This is a genomic window from Staphylococcus sp. FSL W8-0056 (assembly GCF_037963075.1).
GTDB classification, from domain to species: Bacteria; Bacillota; Bacilli; order Staphylococcales; family Staphylococcaceae; genus Staphylococcus; species Staphylococcus aureus.
This window is the reverse complement of sequence record NZ_CP150142.1, coordinates 1,967,384-1,983,151: the sequence shown is the minus strand read 5'-3', so window position 1 is coordinate 1,983,151 and position 15,768 is coordinate 1,967,384. Positions and strand designations below refer to the sequence as shown.

The following is a 15,768-nucleotide window of genomic DNA, read 5'->3' as shown; positions in this document are numbered from 1 at the left end:
TAAGTAGAGGAGGACATCCTAATGGAAGCAAAAGCGGTTGCTAGAACAATAAGAATCGCACCTCGTAAAGTAAGACTAGTTCTTGACTTAATCAGAGGTAAAAATGCTGCTGAAGCTATTGCAATTTTAAAATTAACAAACAAAGCTTCATCACCAGTAATTGAAAAAGTATTAATGTCCGCTTTAGCTAATGCTGAACATAACTATGACATGAACACAGATGAATTAGTAGTTAAAGAAGCATATGCTAACGAAGGACCAACATTAAAACGTTTCCGTCCACGTGCGCAAGGTCGTGCAAGTGCGATTAACAAACGTACAAGCCACATTACAATCGTCGTAAGTGACGGTAAAGAAGAAGCTAAAGAAGCTTAATTAACTTTTAAGGAGGGAATACTGTGGGTCAAAAAATTAATCCAATCGGACTTCGTGTTGGTATTATCCGTGATTGGGAAGCTAAATGGTATGCTGAAAAAGACTTCGCTTCACTTTTACACGAAGATTTAAAAATCCGTAAATTTATTGATAATGAATTAAAAGAAGCATCAGTTTCTCACGTAGAGATTGAACGTGCTGCAAACCGTATCAACATTGCAATTCATACTGGTAAACCTGGTATGGTAATTGGTAAAGGCGGTTCAGAAATCGAAAAATTACGCAACAAATTAAATGCGTTAACTGATAAAAAAGTACACATCAACGTAATTGAAATCAAAAAAGTTGATCTTGACGCTCGTTTAGTAGCTGAAAACATCGCACGTCAATTAGAAAACCGTGCTTCATTCCGTCGTGTACAAAAACAAGCAATCACTAGAGCTATGAAACTTGGTGCTAAAGGTATCAAAACTCAAGTATCTGGTCGTTTAGGCGGAGCTGACATCGCTCGTGCTGAACAATATTCAGAAGGAACTGTTCCACTTCATACGTTACGTGCTGACATCGATTATGCACACGCTGAAGCTGACACTACTTACGGTAAATTAGGCGTTAAAGTATGGATCTATCGTGGAGAAGTTCTTCCTACTAAGAACACTAGTGGAGGAGGAAAATAATAATGTTACTACCAAAACGTGTAAAATATCGTCGTCAACATCGTCCTAAAACAACTGGTCGTTCTAAAGGCGGTAACTACGTAACATTTGGTGAGTTTGGTTTACAAGCTACAACAACGTCTTGGATCACATCTCGTCAAATCGAATCTGCTCGTATAGCAATGACACGTTACATGAAACGTGGCGGGAAAGTTTGGATTAAAATCTTCCCACATACACCATATACTAAAAAACCTTTAGAAGTACGTATGGGTGCTGGTAAAGGTGCGGTTGAAGGCTGGATCGCAGTTGTTAAACCAGGTAGAATTTTATTCGAAGTTGCTGGCGTTTCTGAAGAAGTTGCGCGTGAAGCACTACGTTTAGCAAGTCACAAACTTCCAGTAAAAACTAAGTTTGTAAAACGTGAGGAATTGGGTGGTGAAACAAATGAAAGCTAAGGAAATTAGAGACTTAACCACTTCAGAAATCGAAGAACAAATCAAATCTTCAAAAGAAGAGCTTTTTAACCTACGCTTTCAGTTAGCTACAGGTCAATTAGAAGAAACTGCACGTATTCGTACAGTAAGAAAAACGATTGCACGTCTAAAAACTGTTGCTCGTGAAAGAGAAATTGAACAAAGTAAGGCTAATCAATAATTAAGTAAGAGGAGGTTACAAAAGTGAGCGAAAGAAACGATCGTAAAGTTTATGTAGGTAAAGTTGTTTCAGACAAAATGGACAAGACTATTACAGTACTTGTTGAAACTTACAAAACACACAAATTATACGGTAAACGAGTAAAATACTCTAAAAAATACAAAACTCATGATGAAAACAATTCAGCTAAATTAGGAGACATTGTTAAAATTCAAGAAACTCGTCCTTTATCAGCAACAAAACGTTTTCGTTTAGTAGAGATTGTTGAAGAGTCAGTAATTATTTAATACAAGTTTAGAGATAAGGGAGGTTTAACTAATGATCCAACAAGAAACACGCTTGAAAGTAGCAGACAACTCTGGTGCTCGTGAAGTTCTTACAATCAAAGTATTAGGTGGATCTGGTCGTAAAACAGCAAACATCGGCGATGTTATCGTATGTACTGTTAAAAATGCAACACCAGGTGGCGTTGTTAAAAAAGGTGACGTTGTCAAAGCTGTAATCGTACGTACTAAGTCAGGTGTTCGTCGTAATGACGGTTCATACATCAAATTTGATGAAAATGCATGTGTTATCATCCGTGATGACAAAGGCCCACGTGGTACTCGTATCTTCGGACCTGTTGCTCGTGAATTACGTGAAGGTAACTTCATGAAAATCGTATCATTAGCACCAGAAGTACTTTAATTAATAACAACCAATACAAATAAGGAGGTGCCCACATGCATATCAAAAAAGGTGACAACGTTAAAGTTATCGCAGGTAAAGACAAAGGTAAAGAAGGTAAAGTAATTGCTACTCTACCTAAAAAAGACCGTGTCGTTGTGGAAGGTGTTAACATTATGAAAAAACACCAAAAACCAACTCAATTAAATCCTGAAGGTGGAATCTTAGAAACAGAGGCAGCAATCCATGTTTCTAATGTACAATTATTGGACCCTAAAACAAACGAACCAACTCGTGTAGGTTACAAATTTGTTGATGGTAAAAAAGTTCGTATCGCTAAAAAATCTGGCGAAGAAATTAAATCTAATAATTAATAACAAGTTGAAAGGAGGATCCCACTTTGAACCGTTTAAAAGAAAAGTTTAACACTGAAGTTACTGAAAACTTAATGAAAAAATTCAATTATAGTTCAGTAATGGAAGTACCAAAAATAGATAAAATCGTTGTGAACATGGGTGTAGGTGACGCAGTACAAAATTCTAAAGTATTAGACAATGCTGTTGAAGAATTAGAATTGATCACTGGTCAAAAACCATTAGTAACTAAAGCTAAAAAATCAATCGCGACTTTCCGTTTACGTGAAGGTATGCCAATCGGTGCGAAAGTAACACTTCGCGGTGAAAGAATGTATGAATTCTTAGACAAATTAATTTCAGTATCATTACCACGTGTACGTGACTTCCAAGGTGTTTCTAAAAAAGCATTTGACGGACGCGGTAACTACACTTTAGGTGTTAAAGAACAATTAATTTTCCCAGAAATCGACTATGATAAAGTAAGTAAAGTTAGAGGAATGGATATTGTTATCGTAACGACTGCTAACACTGATGAAGAAGCTCGTGAATTGTTAGCTAACTTCGGTATGCCATTCCGTAAATAATTATTTAAAGGAGGCTAATTAAGTGGCTAAAACTTCAATGGTTGCTAAGCAACAAAAAAAACAAAAATATGCAGTTCGTGAATACACTCGTTGTGAACGTTGTGGCCGTCCACATTCTGTATATCGTAAATTTAAATTATGCCGTATTTGTTTCCGTGAATTAGCTTACAAAGGCCAAATCCCTGGCGTTCGTAAAGCTAGCTGGTAATAAAAAAGAGTCTGAAAGGAGGCAACAATCAATGACAATGACAGATCCAATCGCAGATATGCTTACTCGTGTAAGAAACGCAAACATGGTGCGTCACGAGAAGTTAGAATTACCTGCATCAAATATTAAAAAAGAAATTGCTGAAATCTTAAAGAGTGAAGGTTTCATTAAAAATGTTGAATACGTAGAAGATGATAAACAAGGTGTACTTCGTTTATTCTTAAAATATGGTCAAAACGATGAGCGTGTTATCACAGGATTAAAACGTATTTCAAAACCAGGTTTACGTGTTTATGCAAAAGCTAGCGAAATGCCTAAAGTATTAAATGGTTTAGGTATTGCATTAGTATCAACTTCTGAAGGTGTAATCACTGACAAAGAAGCAAGAAAACGTAATGTTGGTGGAGAAATTATCGCATACGTTTGGTAATAAAAAATAAGGAGGTGCCATAACATGAGTCGTGTTGGTAAGAAAATTATTGACATCCCTAGTGACGTAACAGTAACTTTTGATGGAAATCATGTAACTGTTAAAGGTCCTAAAGGTGAATTATCAAGAACTTTAAATGAAAGAATGACATTCAAACAAGAAGAAAACACAATTGAAGTTGTAAGACCATCTGATTCTAAAGAAGATAGAACAAACCATGGTACAACTCGTGCTTTATTAAACAATATGGTACAAGGTGTTTCTCAAGGATACGTAAAAGTACTTGAACTTGTTGGTGTAGGTTACCGTGCTCAAATGCAAGGTAAAGACTTAATCCTTAACGTTGGTTATTCTCACCCAGTAGAAATTAAAGCTGAAGAAAACATTACTTTCTCAGTTGAGAAAAACACAGTCGTTAAAGTTGAAGGTATTTCAAAAGAACAAGTTGGAGCATTAGCATCTAACATCCGTTCAGTAAGACCTCCAGAGCCTTACAAAGGTAAAGGTATTCGTTACCAAGGTGAATACGTTCGCCGTAAAGAAGGTAAAACTGGTAAATAATAGATAAACTCTAAAGAAAGGAGTATTGAAATGATCAGTAAAATTGATAAAAATAAAGTGCGTTTAAAAAGACATGCTCGTGTTCGTACTAACTTATCAGGTACAGCTGAAAAGCCACGTTTAAACGTATATCGTTCAAACAAGCATATCTACGCTCAAATTATTGATGATAATAAAGGCGTAACATTAGCTCAAGCTTCTTCAAAAGACAGCGACATTGCTACTACAGCAACTAAAGTTGAATTAGCAACTAAAGTCGGTGAAGCAATTGCTAAAAAAGCTGCTGACAAAGGCATTAAAGAAATCGTATTTGACCGTGGAGGATATTTATATCACGGACGTGTTAAAGCATTAGCTGAAGCAGCAAGAGAAAGCGGATTAGAATTTTAATTTAAAGGAGGGACAAATACATGGCTCGTAGAGAAGAAGAGACGAAAGAATTTGAAGAACGCGTTGTTACAATCAACCGTGTAGCAAAAGTTGTAAAAGGTGGTCGTCGTTTCCGTTTCACTGCATTAGTTGTAGTTGGAGACAAAAATGGTCGTGTAGGTTTCGGTACTGGTAAAGCTCAAGAGGTACCAGAAGCAATCAAAAAAGCTGTTGAAGCAGCTAAAAAAGATTTAGTAGTTGTTCCACGTGTTGAAGGTACAACTCCACACACAATTACTGGCCGTTACGGTTCAGGAAGCGTATTTATGAAACCGGCTGCACCTGGTACAGGAGTTATCGCTGGTGGTCCTGTTCGTGCCGTACTTGAATTAGCAGGTATCACTGATATCTTAAGTAAATCATTAGGATCAAACACACCAATCAACATGGTTCGTGCTACAATCGATGGTTTACAAAACCTTAAAAATGCTGAAGATGTTGCGAAATTACGTGGCAAAACAGTAGAAGAATTATACAATTAAGGAGGGAAAACTAGTTATGGCTAAATTACAAATTACCCTCACTCGTAGTGTTATTGGTCGTCCTGAAACACAACGTAAAACTGTTGAAGCTTTAGGTCTTAAAAAGACTAACAGTTCAGTAGTTGTTGAAGATAACCCTGCTATTCGTGGGCAAATCAACAAAGTTAAGCACTTAGTAACAGTAGAAGAAAAATAATCAAGGAGGTGCCGAAATGAAATTACATGAGTTAAAACCGGCAGAAGGTTCACGTAAAGAACGCAATCGTGTTGGACGTGGTGTTGCGACAGGTAATGGTAAAACAAGTGGTCGCGGACACAAAGGTCAAAAAGCTCGTTCAGGCGGTGGTGTAAGACCAGGATTTGAAGGTGGTCAATTACCATTATTCCGTCGTTTACCAAAACGTGGTTTTACTAACATAAATCGTAAAGAATATGCTATTGTTAACTTAGACCAACTTAATAAATTTGAAGATGGTACTGAAGTAACTCCAGCTTTATTAGTAGAATCTGGTGTTGTTAAGAATGAAAAATCTGGTATCAAAATACTAGGTAATGGTTCACTTGATAAGAAATTGACAGTGAAAGCTCATAAATTCTCAGCTTCAGCAGCAGAAGCTATTGATGCTAAAGGTGGAGCACACGAGGTGATCTAATGATTCAAACCCTTGTGAACTTCTTTAGAACAAAAGAGGTTCGTAACAAGATTTTCTTCACACTAGCAATGTTAGTAATTTTTAAAATAGGGACTTATATACCAGCTCCAGGAGTAAATCCTGCAGCTTTTGATAATCCCCAAGGTTCTCAAGGTGCCACTGAGTTATTAAATACTTTTGGTGGCGGAGCCTTGAAACGATTTTCTATTTTTGCAATGGGTATTGTACCCTACATCACTGCATCAATCGTAATGCAATTATTACAAATGGATATTGTCCCTAAATTCTCAGAATGGGCAAAACAAGGTGAAGTAGGTAGAAGAAAGTTAAATAACGTTACTCGTTATTTAGCAATTTCTTTAGCATTTATCCAATCTATAGGTATGGCATTCCAATTTAATAATTATCTCAAAGGTGCGCTGATTATCAATCAGTCAATTATGAGTTATTTATTAATAGCACTAGTTTTGACAGCAGGAACTGCTTTCTTAATATGGCTTGGTGATCAAATCACTCAGTTCGGTGTTGGTAATGGTATTTCTATTATCATATTTGCGGGTATTTTATCAACGTTGCCAGCCAGTCTAATTCAATTTGGACAAACTGCGTTCGTTGGGCAAGAAGATACATCATTAGCATGGTTGAAAGTATTAGGACTTTTAGTGTCACTGATACTATTAACTGTAGGTGCTATTTATGTACTTGAAGCCGTTCGTAAAATTCCGATTCAATATGCTAAGAAACAAACTGCTCAAAGATTAGGTTCACAGGCAACTTATCTACCTTTAAAAGTGAACTCAGCCGGTGTTATTCCTGTAATCTTTGCAATGGCGTTCTTCTTACTGCCTAGAACATTAACGTTGTTCTATCCAGATAAAGAATGGGCACAAAACATTGCGAATGCTGCAAATCCTTCAAGTAATGTTGGTATGGTTGTATATATTGTACTAATTATACTATTCACATACTTCTATGCATTTGTACAAGTTAATCCGGAAAAAATGGCTGATAACCTTAAGAAACAAGGTAGCTATGTTCCAGGCATTAGACCTGGTGAACAAACCAAAAAATATATTACTAAAGTTTTATATCGTTTAACTTTTGTAGGTTCTATCTTCTTAGCCGTTATTTCAATTCTACCAATATTAGCAACTAAGTTTATGGGATTACCACAATCAATTCAGATTGGTGGTACAAGTTTACTTATCGTTATTGGTGTAGCGATTGAAACAATGAAATCTTTAGAAGCTCAAGTATCTCAAAAAGAATATAAAGGCTTTGGTGGTAGATAATTTTAGGAGGGCACTTATGAATATCATTTTGATGGGTTTACCTGGCGCAGGTAAAGGAACTCAAGCAAGTGAAATTGTCAAGAAATTCCCAATACCCCACATTTCAACTGGTGACATGTTCAGAAAAGCTATAAAAGAAGAAACTGAATTAGGTAAAGAAGCTAAGTCTTATATGGACCGTGGCGAATTAGTTCCTGATGAAGTGACTGTAGGTATCGTTAAGGAAAGAATTTCTGAAGACGATGCAAAAAAAGGCTTTTTATTAGATGGCTTCCCAAGAACAATCGAGCAAGCTGAGGCATTAAATAATATTATGTCTGAGCTTGACAGAAACATTGATGCTGTCATCAATATCGAAGTTCCGGAAGAAGAATTAATGAACCGTCTTACAGGTCGTCGAATCTGTGAGTCATGTGGTACAACGTATCATCTTGTATTTAATCCTCCGAAGGTCGAAGGTATTTGTGATATCGATGGTGGTAAATTGTATCAACGAGAAGATGATAATCCTGAAACGGTAGCTAATCGTTTGAGTGTTAATATTAAACAATCTAAGCCTATTTTAGATTTCTATGATCAAAAAGGTGTATTGAAAAATATTGATGGTTCAAAAGATATTAGCGACGTTACCAAAGATGTCATTGATATTTTAGATCATTTGTAATAGATCAACTTTTAGCGGTCTATTTTAAGTGAGGCATGATTTAATCATATTAGATAGATGAGAGTGGCAATTAACGATAATTAATTCCCGTAATTTTTGTTTAACTTATAAAATTAATCACTGATAGATTCGTAACAATAAAGTTGTCTATTGACGATTACCTTACTATTGCAAAAAGGGGGAAGTTAATCAATGGCTAAACAAGATGTAATTGAATTAGAAGGTACTGTATTAGATACTTTACCGAACGCAATGTTTAAAGTAGAATTAGAAAATGGTCATGAGATTTTAGCTCACGTAAGTGGTAAAATCAGAATGAATTACATTCGTATTCTACCTGGCGACAAAGTAACTGTTGAGATGTCTCCGTACGATTTAACACGCGGAAGAATTACTTATCGTTATAAATAATCGTCACTCCATAATATAGGGAGGTATAAAAATGAAAGTAAGACCATCAGTAAAACCTATTTGCGAAAAATGTAAAGTCATTAAACGTAAAGGTAAAGTAATGGTAATTTGTGAAAATCCAAAACACAAACAAAGACAAGGTTAATAAAAGAGAGGTGTAAATTAATATGGCACGTATTGCAGGAGTAGATATTCCACGTGAAAAACGCGTAGTTATCTCATTAACTTATATATACGGTATCGGTACGTCAACTGCTCAAAAAATTCTTGAAGAAGCTAACGTATCAGCTGATACTCGTGTGAAAGATTTAACTGATGACGAATTAGGTCGCATCCGTGAAGTTGTAGACGGTTATAAAGTCGAAGGTGACTTACGTCGTGAAACTAACTTAAATATCAAACGTTTAATGGAAATTTCATCATACCGTGGTATCCGTCACCGTCGTGGTTTACCAGTTCGTGGTCAAAAAACGAAAAACAACGCGCGTACTCGTAAAGGACCAGTTAAAACGGTAGCTAACAAGAAAAAATAATAGGTAAAGGAGGCAAATTTTAAATGGCACGTAAACAAGTATCTCGTAAACGTAGAGTGAAAAAGAATATTGAAAATGGTGTAGCACACATCCGTTCAACATTCAACAACACTATTGTAACTATCACTGATGAGTTCGGTAATGCTTTATCATGGTCATCAGCTGGTGCATTAGGATTCAAAGGATCTAAAAAATCAACACCATTTGCAGCACAAATGGCTTCTGAAACTGCATCTAAATCAGCTATGGAGCATGGTTTAAAAACAGTTGAAGTAACAGTTAAAGGACCTGGTCCAGGTCGTGAATCAGCTATTCGTGCATTACAATCTGCAGGTTTAGAAGTAACTGCGATCAGAGACGTTACTCCAGTACCTCATAACGGTTGTCGTCCACCAAAACGTCGTCGTGTATAATTTATGATGGTATTGTTACAGGTCACTGAGCAAACATTTTAAATTAAGTCGACGTATATAAGGAGGATATTTAAATGATAGAAATCGAAAAACCTAGAATTGAGACAATTGAAATTAGTGAAGATGCTAAATTCGGTAAGTTCGTTGTTGAACCACTAGAACGTGGCTACGGTACTACACTAGGAAACTCCTTACGTCGTATCCTACTATCTTCATTACCAGGTGCAGCCGTTAAGTATATTGAAATTGAGGGAGTTTTACATGAATTCTCAGCAGTAGACAATGTAGTTGAAGATGTTTCTACAATTATTATGAACATTAAACAATTAGCATTGAAAATTTACTCTGAAGAAGATAAAACTTTAGAAATTGATGTACGTGATGAAGGCGAAGTAACAGCAAGCGACATTACACATGATAGTGATGTTGAAATTTTAAACCCAGAGCTTAAAATTGCAACAGTATCTAAAGGTGGTCACTTAAAAATTCGTCTAGTTGCTAACAAGGGTAGAGGTTACGCATTAGCAGAACAAAATAATACTAGTGATTTACCAATTGGTGTAATCCCTGTTGATTCATTGTATTCACCTGTTGAACGTGTGAACTATACTGTTGAAAATACACGTGTAGGTCAAAGCAGTGATTTTGATAAATTAACATTGGATGTTTGGACTAATGGTTCAATCACACCACAAGAATCAGTTTCATTAGCAGCAAAAATAATGACTGAACACTTGAATATCTTCGTTGGTCTTACTGATGAAGCGCAAAACGCTGAAATCATGATTGAAAAAGAAGAAGATCAAAAAGAAAAAGTATTAGAAATGTCTATTGAAGAATTAGACTTATCTGTACGTTCATATAACTGCTTAAAACGCGCAGGAATCAATTCTGTTCAAGAGTTAGCTGACAAATCTGAAGCTGACATGATGAAAGTGCGTAATTTAGGTCGTAAATCTTTAGAAGAAGTTAAATACAAATTAGAAGATTTAGGATTAGGATTAAGAAAAGAAGATTGATAAAGGAGGTTAACTCATGGGTTACAGAAAATTAGGTCGTACTTCTGATCAACGTAAAGCTATGTTACGTGACTTAGCTACATCACTTATTATTAGTGAACGTATTGAAACTACAGAAGCTCGTGCAAAAGAAGTTCGCAGTGTTGTTGAGAAATTAATCACTTTAGGTAAAAAAGGAGATTTAGCTTCTCGTCGTAATGCAGCTAAAACTTTACGTAATGTTGAAATCTTAAACGAAGATGAAACTACACAAACTGCACTTCAAAAATTATTTGGTGAAATCGCAGAGCGTTACACAGAACGTCAAGGTGGTTACACTCGTATCCTTAAACAAGGCCCTCGTCGCGGTGACGGTGCTGAATCAGTAATTATCGAATTAGTATAAGAATTTATATAAATACACTAACTACTTTTATATAAAGCAAATGAGTGCAACGATAATGTTTGCCACATACAAATATTGTCTAGCTCAGAGTACCCCATCAACTAAATAAAGATTTAAAGCGTGAACTCAACAAACTTATGATGGGGTGCGCGCTTTTTTATTGAATAAGATATCGGACTTATGAACAGAAATGTTTTTAAGTCCGATTTCTTTATATCTACTTTTTTGAGTGCGAATCTAAAAATATGATCAAGCTAGTTTGATCAATTTCACTAGAACTGAATGAAGTGAAAGTATTATCGTTGAACCAAACGCGACCACCCCTATATTAGTAAATCATTTATTTTATTAACGTTTATACATAATTGTTAGAGAGGAATAAATGTCCTTATCATTAGTTGTTAAACAACACTTTAAAGACTAGAAATGAGTTAGAAAATACTAGTAATATATAGCAAACCCAGTCAATGTCATATACAGCGATTTATAAATATTGTAAAATATGATAGATACACGAATCGTAAAGGAGAGAGACAAGTGGAGGATAAGAATTCAGTTATTGTATTTAAAAATGTTTCATTTCAATATCAAAGTGATGCATCCTTCACATTGAAAGATGTTTCTTTTAATATACCTAAAGGTCAGTGGACATCTATTGTTGGTCATAACGGTTCTGGAAAATCTACAATTGCCAAGTTAATGATTGGCATAGAGAAAGTTAAATCTGGAGAAATTTTTTATAATAATCAAGCTATAACTGATGATAATTTTGAAAAGTTAAGAAAAGACATAGGAATTGTATTTCAGAATCCGGATAATCAATTTGTTGGTTCAATTGTAAAATACGATGTGGCATTTGGACTCGAAAATCATGCGGTTCCACATGACGAAATGCATAGAAGAGTCAGCGAAGCACTTAAACAAGTTGATATGTTAGAACGTGCAGATTATGAACCTAATGCATTATCGGGGGGACAGAAGCAGCGTGTGGCTATAGCAAGTGTATTAGCACTTAACCCCTCTGTCATTATATTAGATGAGGCGACTTCTATGTTAGATCCTGATGCACGTCAAAATTTATTGGATTTAGTGAGAAAAGTTAAATCAGAACATAATATTACAATCATTTCTATTACGCATGATTTATCTGAGGCGATGGAAGCAGATCATGTTATCGTTATGAATAAAGGGACTGTCTATAAAGAAGGCACAGCGACTGAAATTTTCGACCATGCAGAAGAGTTAACAAGAATAGGTCTAGATTTGCCATTCCCAATCAAAATAAATCAAATGCTGGGACACCAAACATCATTCTTAACTTATGAAGGGCTGGTGGATCAACTATGACTATACGGTTTGACAATGTAAGTTATACCTATCAAAAAGGGACACCATATCAGCATCAAGCTATTCATGATGTTAATACAGAATTTGAACAAGGTAAATATTACGCCATCGTTGGACAAACGGGTAGTGGTAAATCAACGTTGATACAAAATATTAATGCGCTGTTAAAGCCGACTACTGGGACAGTTACAGTTGATGACATTACTATTACACATAAGACCAAAGATAAATATATTAGACCTGTAAGAAAAAGAATTGGAATGGTATTTCAATTTCCCGAATCTCAATTATTTGAGGACACAGTAGAGCGTGAAATGATATTTGGACCTAAAAACTTTAAAATGAATTTAGATGAAGCCAAAAACTATGCCCATCGTCTGTTGATGGATTTAGGCTTTTCAAGAGATGTAATGTCACAATCACCATTTCAAATGTCAGGTGGACAAATGCGTAAAATAGCGATTGTATCGATATTGGCAATGAATCCTGATATTATCGTGGTTGATGAACCTACAGCAGGACTTGATCCACAAAGTAAACGACAAGTAATGAGATTACTAAAGTCACTACAAACAGATGAAAATAAGGCAATTATCCTAATTTCACATGATATGAATGAAGTCGCGCGTTATGCAGATGAAGTCATCGTTATGAAAGAAGGTAGTATAGTGTCGCAAACATCACCAAAAGAGCTCTTCAAAGATAAAAAAAAATTGGCGGATTGGCATATTGGTTTGCCAGAAATTGTTCAGTTACAATATGACTTTGAACAAAAATATCAAACAAAATTAAAAGATATTGCCTTAACTGAAGAAGCATTTGTAAGCTTGTATAAGGAGTGGCAACATGAAAAATAAATTGATTATAGGGCGATATTTACCAATTAATTCTTTTGTTCATCATCTTGATCCAAGAGCAAAGTTAATGTTTGTTTTTCTTTTTATTATATTAATATTTTTCTGTCATTCACCATTAACATATCTTTGGGTGTTTGCACTTATCTTATTCATTATGAGATTAGCAAAAATTCAATTATGGTTCCTAATCAAAGGTTTAACACCAATATTTTTCTTTTTAATCTTCACATTAATGATGCATATATTTTTAACTAAAGGTGGATATGTATTAGTTGAATGGCATGGCATCACGATTGAAACTAATGGTATTTTAGAAGGGCTATATATATCATTGCGTTTAATTGGGATTGTGATGATTGCAACAATTATGACACTATCTACAAGTCCAATTGATTTAACAGATGCGTTTGAAAGATTACTTGCACCACTAAAGATGTTTAAATTACCAGTTCATCAATTAAGTATGATAATGTCCATTGCGTTACGATTCATCCCGACGTTAATGGATGAGTTAGATAAAATTATTTTGGCGCAAAAGTCGCGTGGTTCTGAAATAAGTTCAGGGAACATTGCAACACGTATTAAATCATTTATTCCATTACTAGTGCCACTATTCATCTCAGCTTTCCAACGCGCCGAAGAATTAGCGGTCGCAATGGAAGTTAGGGGTTATGATGCCAATGTTAAGAGAACGAGCTACAGACAGCTTAAATGGCAATTGAGAGATACGATATCTTTAACCATGATTATCCCAATTGCAATTATTTTATTCGTATTAAAATATTCAGGAGTGTAAATTCATGCGTATATTAGTAGAAATTGCGTATCAAGGAAATAATTTTCTAGGCTTTCAAATTCAACAGAATGGACGTACGGTACAGCAACAATTTGAAAAGCTATTACAACGCATGCATAAAAGACATGTGAGAATCCATCCTTCAAGTAGGACTGATAGAGGTGTACATGCGATACAGCAGTACTTTCATTTCGACACAGAGCTGAATATACCTATGTCACAATGGCAATATGCAATGAACCGAACGTTACCAGATGATATTTATGTCAATAATGTAGTTACAGTCGATGACGATTTTCATTGTCGTTACGATTGTGTCGGTAAACGCTATCGATATAAAGTATATCAAGCACAACACCGCGATCCATTTCAAAGTGGTTTGAAAACATTTATTCCTGAAACGTTGGATTTAGACAAAATGAACAGAGCGGCGCAACAATTCATAGGTACACATGATTTTACGGGGTTTTGTTCGCAAAAAACTGAAGTAGAAAGCAAAGTTAGAACATTATACCAAAGTGAAATCGTAAAGACAGATGATGGCTTTGATTATATTGTCACTGGATCTGGATTTTTATATAACATGGTGCGTGTCTTAGTTGCATTTTTAATAGAAGTTGGAAAAGGGCGACATGAAATTTCTGATGTGCCGAAGCTACTTGAATCAAAGAATCGTAAGAATGTTCCTTTCACTGCACCGGCTGAAGGACTATATTTAGAGAAGATTTATTTAGATGAAAATGAGTTATTAAAAGACTTTGGCAACGATATAAAAATACATCGCAAAAAATCATTACAAAATGACTGATTGCCATTGACAAAAAGCTTGTGAAATTATAAGATTATTAACGGTATTGTTTTATATCCACCCCACGATAAGCCCCGGAAACTTATTGTGTTACAAGATATATAAGCAGAAACGAACAACAGTTAACAAAATAAATGAAATTAAACGTTTTAAAAATGAAACAAATGAAATCATCTATTAGGTTATGAAACTGTTTATAGCTTGAATAGAAGCATTTATTTTTTAGGAGGACAATTATTATGCGTCAAACATTTATGGCAAATGAATCAAACATTGAGCGCAAATGGTATGTTATCGATGCTGAAGGCCAAACATTAGGTCGTTTATCATCAGAAGTAGCATCTATCTTACGCGGTAAAAATAAAGTAACTTACACACCACACGTTGATACTGGTGATTATGTAATCGTTATTAATGCATCAAAAATCGAATTTACTGGTAACAAAGAAACTGACAAAGTTTACTACCGTCACTCAAATCATCCAGGTGGTATCAAATCAATCACTGCTGGTGAATTAAGAAGAACTAACCCAGAACGTTTAATTGAAAACTCAATTAAAGGTATGTTACCAAGCACTCGTTTAGGCGAAAAACAAGGTAAAAAATTATTTGTATATGGTGGCGCTGAACATCCACACGCTGCACAACAACCAGAAAACTACGAATTACGTGGTTAATTAGAAGGAGGAAATGACTTTGGCACAAGTTGAATATAGAGGCACAGGCCGTCGTAAAAACTCAGTAGCACGTGTACGTTTAGTACCAGGTGAAGGTAACATCACAGTTAATAACCGTGACGTACGCGAATACTTACCATTCGAATCATTAATTTTAGACTTAAACCAACCATTTGATGTAACTGAAACTAAAGGTAACTATGATGTTTTAGTTAACGTTCATGGTGGTGGTTTCACTGGACAAGCTCAAGCTATCCGTCACGGAATCGCTCGTGCATTATTAGAAGCAGATCCTGAATACAGAGGTTCTTTAAAACGCGCTGGATTACTTACTCGTGACCCACGTATGAAAGAACGTAAAAAACCAGGTCTTAAAGCAGCTCGTCGTTCACCTCAATTCTCAAAACGTTAATTGTCGGACGATATATACAAAACACCTCGATATTATGTCGAGGTGTTTTTTTGCGTTTGTGTGTTTTAAAATTATTTGGCTCTATATCAAATTGGAC

General features: G+C 35.4%; 29 protein-coding genes. All 29 read left to right on the top strand.

What is annotated here, in order from left to right:
- Window positions 1–21: 21 nt before the first annotated feature.
- The 29 genes from rplV (at window position 22) to rpsI (ending at window position 15,671) form a co-directional block, all read left to right on the top strand.
- Window positions 22–375, top strand: coding sequence for a 50S ribosomal protein L22 (gene rplV, locus NSS86_RS10140; protein ID WP_000387527.1), 354 nt, complete (start codon window positions 22–24; stop codon window positions 373–375).
- Between the two features lie 23 nt (window positions 376–398).
- Window positions 399–1,052, top strand: coding sequence for a 30S ribosomal protein S3 (rpsC, locus tag NSS86_RS10135; RefSeq protein WP_000529877.1), 654 nt, complete (start codon window positions 399–401; stop codon window positions 1,050–1,052).
- Between the two features lie 2 nt (window positions 1,053–1,054).
- Window positions 1,055–1,489, top strand: coding sequence for a 50S ribosomal protein L16 (rplP, locus tag NSS86_RS10130; RefSeq protein WP_000926310.1), 435 nt, complete (start codon window positions 1,055–1,057; stop codon window positions 1,487–1,489).
- Window positions 1,479–1,688, top strand: coding sequence for a 50S ribosomal protein L29 (gene rpmC / locus NSS86_RS10125; protein ID WP_000644737.1), 210 nt, complete (start codon window positions 1,479–1,481; stop codon window positions 1,686–1,688). Before rplP ends, rpmC begins: the two co-directional genes overlap by 11 nt.
- Before the next feature lie 23 nt (window positions 1,689–1,711).
- Window positions 1,712–1,975 (top strand): 30S ribosomal protein S17, encoded by a 264-nt coding sequence (rpsQ, locus tag NSS86_RS10120; protein WP_000004086.1) that lies wholly within the window; start codon window positions 1,712–1,714, stop codon window positions 1,973–1,975.
- A 31-nt stretch (window positions 1,976–2,006) separates the two neighbouring features.
- Window positions 2,007–2,375 (top strand): 50S ribosomal protein L14, encoded by a 369-nt coding sequence (rplN, locus tag NSS86_RS10115; protein WP_000615921.1) that lies wholly within the window; start codon window positions 2,007–2,009, stop codon window positions 2,373–2,375.
- A 35-nt stretch (window positions 2,376–2,410) separates the two neighbouring features.
- Window positions 2,411–2,728 (top strand): 50S ribosomal protein L24, encoded by a 318-nt coding sequence (gene rplX, locus NSS86_RS10110; RefSeq protein ID WP_000547687.1) that lies wholly within the window; start codon window positions 2,411–2,413, stop codon window positions 2,726–2,728.
- Window positions 2,729–2,754: 26 nt separating this feature from the next.
- Window positions 2,755–3,294, top strand: coding sequence for a 50S ribosomal protein L5 (gene rplE / locus NSS86_RS10105; RefSeq protein WP_001080824.1), 540 nt, complete (start codon window positions 2,755–2,757; stop codon window positions 3,292–3,294).
- Window positions 3,295–3,316: 22 nt separating this feature from the next.
- Window positions 3,317–3,502 (top strand): type Z 30S ribosomal protein S14, encoded by a 186-nt coding sequence (locus NSS86_RS10100; protein WP_001140799.1) that lies wholly within the window; start codon window positions 3,317–3,319, stop codon window positions 3,500–3,502.
- 31 nt (window positions 3,503–3,533) lie between these two features.
- Entirely contained in the window at window positions 3,534–3,932 is a 399-nt protein-coding gene (gene rpsH, locus NSS86_RS10095; RefSeq protein ID WP_000178881.1) for a 30S ribosomal protein S8, read from the top strand.
- 24 nt (window positions 3,933–3,956) lie between these two features.
- Window positions 3,957–4,493, top strand: a complete 537-nt coding sequence (gene rplF / locus NSS86_RS10090; RefSeq protein ID WP_000091975.1) for a 50S ribosomal protein L6 — start codon at window positions 3,957–3,959, stop codon at window positions 4,491–4,493.
- A 30-nt stretch (window positions 4,494–4,523) separates the two neighbouring features.
- Window positions 4,524–4,883 (top strand): 50S ribosomal protein L18, encoded by a 360-nt coding sequence (gene rplR / locus NSS86_RS10085; RefSeq protein WP_000623881.1) that lies wholly within the window; start codon window positions 4,524–4,526, stop codon window positions 4,881–4,883.
- Window positions 4,884–4,903: 20 nt separating this feature from the next.
- Window positions 4,904–5,404, top strand: a complete 501-nt coding sequence (rpsE, locus tag NSS86_RS10080) for a 30S ribosomal protein S5 (protein ID WP_000113851.1) — start codon at window positions 4,904–4,906, stop codon at window positions 5,402–5,404.
- Between the two features lie 16 nt (window positions 5,405–5,420).
- On the top strand, window positions 5,421–5,600 hold the full coding sequence (gene rpmD, locus NSS86_RS10075) for a 50S ribosomal protein L30 (RefSeq protein ID WP_001096577.1): 180 nt from the start codon (window positions 5,421–5,423) through the stop codon (window positions 5,598–5,600).
- Window positions 5,601–5,616: 16 nt separating this feature from the next.
- On the top strand, window positions 5,617–6,057 hold the full coding sequence (gene rplO / locus NSS86_RS10070) for a 50S ribosomal protein L15 (protein WP_000766074.1): 441 nt from the start codon (window positions 5,617–5,619) through the stop codon (window positions 6,055–6,057).
- The gene (secY, locus tag NSS86_RS10065; RefSeq protein WP_000616784.1) at window positions 6,057–7,349 is read left to right on the top strand and encodes a preprotein translocase subunit SecY; all 1,293 of its coding nucleotides are present in this window, start codon (window positions 6,057–6,059) and stop codon (window positions 7,347–7,349) included. The genes rplO and secY overlap by 1 nt, the downstream gene beginning before the upstream one ends.
- A 16-nt stretch (window positions 7,350–7,365) precedes the next feature.
- Window positions 7,366–8,013: an adenylate kinase gene (locus NSS86_RS10060; RefSeq protein WP_001021468.1), complete on the top strand. Its 648-nt coding sequence runs from the start codon at window positions 7,366–7,368 to the stop codon at window positions 8,011–8,013.
- Window positions 8,014–8,205: 192 nt separating this feature from the next.
- Window positions 8,206–8,424: a translation initiation factor IF-1 gene (infA, locus tag NSS86_RS10055; RefSeq protein WP_001118443.1), complete on the top strand. Its 219-nt coding sequence runs from the start codon at window positions 8,206–8,208 to the stop codon at window positions 8,422–8,424.
- A 31-nt stretch (window positions 8,425–8,455) separates the two neighbouring features.
- Window positions 8,456–8,569 carry a 50S ribosomal protein L36 gene (gene rpmJ / locus NSS86_RS10050; protein ID WP_000868342.1) on the top strand — a complete coding sequence of 38 codons (114 nt, stop codon included), beginning with the start codon at window positions 8,456–8,458 and terminating at the stop codon, window positions 8,567–8,569.
- Window positions 8,570–8,591: 22 nt separating this feature from the next.
- Window positions 8,592–8,957 (top strand): 30S ribosomal protein S13, encoded by a 366-nt coding sequence (gene rpsM, locus NSS86_RS10045; protein ID WP_000090796.1) that lies wholly within the window; start codon window positions 8,592–8,594, stop codon window positions 8,955–8,957.
- A 23-nt stretch (window positions 8,958–8,980) separates the two neighbouring features.
- On the top strand, window positions 8,981–9,370 hold the full coding sequence (rpsK, locus tag NSS86_RS10040; RefSeq protein ID WP_000101625.1) for a 30S ribosomal protein S11: 390 nt from the start codon (window positions 8,981–8,983) through the stop codon (window positions 9,368–9,370).
- 74 nt (window positions 9,371–9,444) lie between these two features.
- The gene (locus NSS86_RS10035) at window positions 9,445–10,389 is read left to right on the top strand and encodes a DNA-directed RNA polymerase subunit alpha (protein WP_000569649.1); all 945 of its coding nucleotides are present in this window, start codon (window positions 9,445–9,447) and stop codon (window positions 10,387–10,389) included.
- Between the two features lie 16 nt (window positions 10,390–10,405).
- A complete protein-coding gene (gene rplQ / locus NSS86_RS10030) occupies window positions 10,406–10,774 on the top strand; it encodes a 50S ribosomal protein L17 (protein ID WP_000542274.1) in 369 nt (122 codons plus the stop codon).
- Between the two features lie 537 nt (window positions 10,775–11,311).
- Window positions 11,312–12,121, top strand: coding sequence for an energy-coupling factor transporter ATPase (locus NSS86_RS10025; RefSeq protein WP_000389658.1), 810 nt, complete (start codon window positions 11,312–11,314; stop codon window positions 12,119–12,121).
- Window positions 12,118–12,978 (top strand): energy-coupling factor transporter ATPase, encoded by an 861-nt coding sequence (locus tag NSS86_RS10020; RefSeq protein ID WP_000155386.1) that lies wholly within the window; start codon window positions 12,118–12,120, stop codon window positions 12,976–12,978. The genes NSS86_RS10025 and NSS86_RS10020 overlap by 4 nt, the downstream gene beginning before the upstream one ends.
- Window positions 12,968–13,774: an energy-coupling factor transporter transmembrane protein EcfT gene (locus NSS86_RS10015; protein ID WP_000791620.1), complete on the top strand. Its 807-nt coding sequence runs from the start codon at window positions 12,968–12,970 to the stop codon at window positions 13,772–13,774. The genes NSS86_RS10020 and NSS86_RS10015 overlap by 11 nt, the downstream gene beginning before the upstream one ends.
- Before the next feature lie 4 nt (window positions 13,775–13,778).
- Complete coding sequence (truA, locus tag NSS86_RS10010; protein ID WP_001221853.1) at window positions 13,779–14,582, top strand: tRNA pseudouridine(38-40) synthase TruA; 804 nt, start codon at window positions 13,779–13,781, stop codon at window positions 14,580–14,582.
- 239 nt (window positions 14,583–14,821) lie between these two features.
- Window positions 14,822–15,259 carry a 50S ribosomal protein L13 gene (gene rplM, locus NSS86_RS10005; protein ID WP_001250038.1) on the top strand — a complete coding sequence of 146 codons (438 nt, stop codon included), beginning with the start codon at window positions 14,822–14,824 and terminating at the stop codon, window positions 15,257–15,259.
- A gap of 19 nt (window positions 15,260–15,278) precedes the next feature.
- The gene (rpsI, locus tag NSS86_RS10000) at window positions 15,279–15,671 is read left to right on the top strand and encodes a 30S ribosomal protein S9 (RefSeq protein WP_001790547.1); all 393 of its coding nucleotides are present in this window, start codon (window positions 15,279–15,281) and stop codon (window positions 15,669–15,671) included.
- The last annotated feature ends 97 nt before the right edge of the window (window positions 15,672–15,768 follow it).

What these genes read in the sequence shown, in the direction of transcription:
- rplV (WP_000387527.1), top strand. Translation starts at nt 22, where the DNA reads ATGGAAGCAAAAGCGGTTGCTAGAACAATAAGAATCGCACCTCGTAAA.
- rplP (WP_000926310.1), top strand. Translation starts at nt 1,055, where the DNA reads ATGTTACTACCAAAACGTGTAAAATATCGTCGTCAACATCGTCCTAAA.
- rpmC (WP_000644737.1), top strand. Translation starts at nt 1,479, where the DNA reads ATGAAAGCTAAGGAAATTAGAGACTTAACCACTTCAGAAATCGAAGAA.
- rplN (WP_000615921.1), top strand. Translation starts at nt 2,007, where the DNA reads ATGATCCAACAAGAAACACGCTTGAAAGTAGCAGACAACTCTGGTGCT.
- rplX (WP_000547687.1), top strand. Translation starts at nt 2,411, where the DNA reads ATGCATATCAAAAAAGGTGACAACGTTAAAGTTATCGCAGGTAAAGAC.
- rpsH (WP_000178881.1), top strand. Translation starts at nt 3,534, where the DNA reads ATGACAATGACAGATCCAATCGCAGATATGCTTACTCGTGTAAGAAAC.
- rplF (WP_000091975.1), top strand. Translation starts at nt 3,957, where the DNA reads ATGAGTCGTGTTGGTAAGAAAATTATTGACATCCCTAGTGACGTAACA.
- rplR (WP_000623881.1), top strand. Translation starts at nt 4,524, where the DNA reads ATGATCAGTAAAATTGATAAAAATAAAGTGCGTTTAAAAAGACATGCT.
- rpsE (WP_000113851.1), top strand. Translation starts at nt 4,904, where the DNA reads ATGGCTCGTAGAGAAGAAGAGACGAAAGAATTTGAAGAACGCGTTGTT.
- rpmD (WP_001096577.1), top strand. Translation starts at nt 5,421, where the DNA reads ATGGCTAAATTACAAATTACCCTCACTCGTAGTGTTATTGGTCGTCCT.
- rplO (WP_000766074.1), top strand. Translation starts at nt 5,617, where the DNA reads ATGAAATTACATGAGTTAAAACCGGCAGAAGGTTCACGTAAAGAACGC.
- secY (WP_000616784.1), top strand. Translation starts at nt 6,057, where the DNA reads ATGATTCAAACCCTTGTGAACTTCTTTAGAACAAAAGAGGTTCGTAAC.
- NSS86_RS10060 (WP_001021468.1), top strand. Translation starts at nt 7,366, where the DNA reads ATGAATATCATTTTGATGGGTTTACCTGGCGCAGGTAAAGGAACTCAA.
- infA (WP_001118443.1), top strand. Translation starts at nt 8,206, where the DNA reads ATGGCTAAACAAGATGTAATTGAATTAGAAGGTACTGTATTAGATACT.
- rpmJ (WP_000868342.1), top strand. Translation starts at nt 8,456, where the DNA reads ATGAAAGTAAGACCATCAGTAAAACCTATTTGCGAAAAATGTAAAGTC.
- rpsM (WP_000090796.1), top strand. Translation starts at nt 8,592, where the DNA reads ATGGCACGTATTGCAGGAGTAGATATTCCACGTGAAAAACGCGTAGTT.
- rpsK (WP_000101625.1), top strand. Translation starts at nt 8,981, where the DNA reads ATGGCACGTAAACAAGTATCTCGTAAACGTAGAGTGAAAAAGAATATT.
- NSS86_RS10035 (WP_000569649.1), top strand. Translation starts at nt 9,445, where the DNA reads ATGATAGAAATCGAAAAACCTAGAATTGAGACAATTGAAATTAGTGAA.
- rplQ (WP_000542274.1), top strand. Translation starts at nt 10,406, where the DNA reads ATGGGTTACAGAAAATTAGGTCGTACTTCTGATCAACGTAAAGCTATG.
- NSS86_RS10020 (WP_000155386.1), top strand. Translation starts at nt 12,118, where the DNA reads ATGACTATACGGTTTGACAATGTAAGTTATACCTATCAAAAAGGGACA.
- NSS86_RS10015 (WP_000791620.1), top strand. Translation starts at nt 12,968, where the DNA reads ATGAAAAATAAATTGATTATAGGGCGATATTTACCAATTAATTCTTTT.
- truA (WP_001221853.1), top strand. Translation starts at nt 13,779, where the DNA reads ATGCGTATATTAGTAGAAATTGCGTATCAAGGAAATAATTTTCTAGGC.
- rplM (WP_001250038.1), top strand. Translation starts at nt 14,822, where the DNA reads ATGCGTCAAACATTTATGGCAAATGAATCAAACATTGAGCGCAAATGG.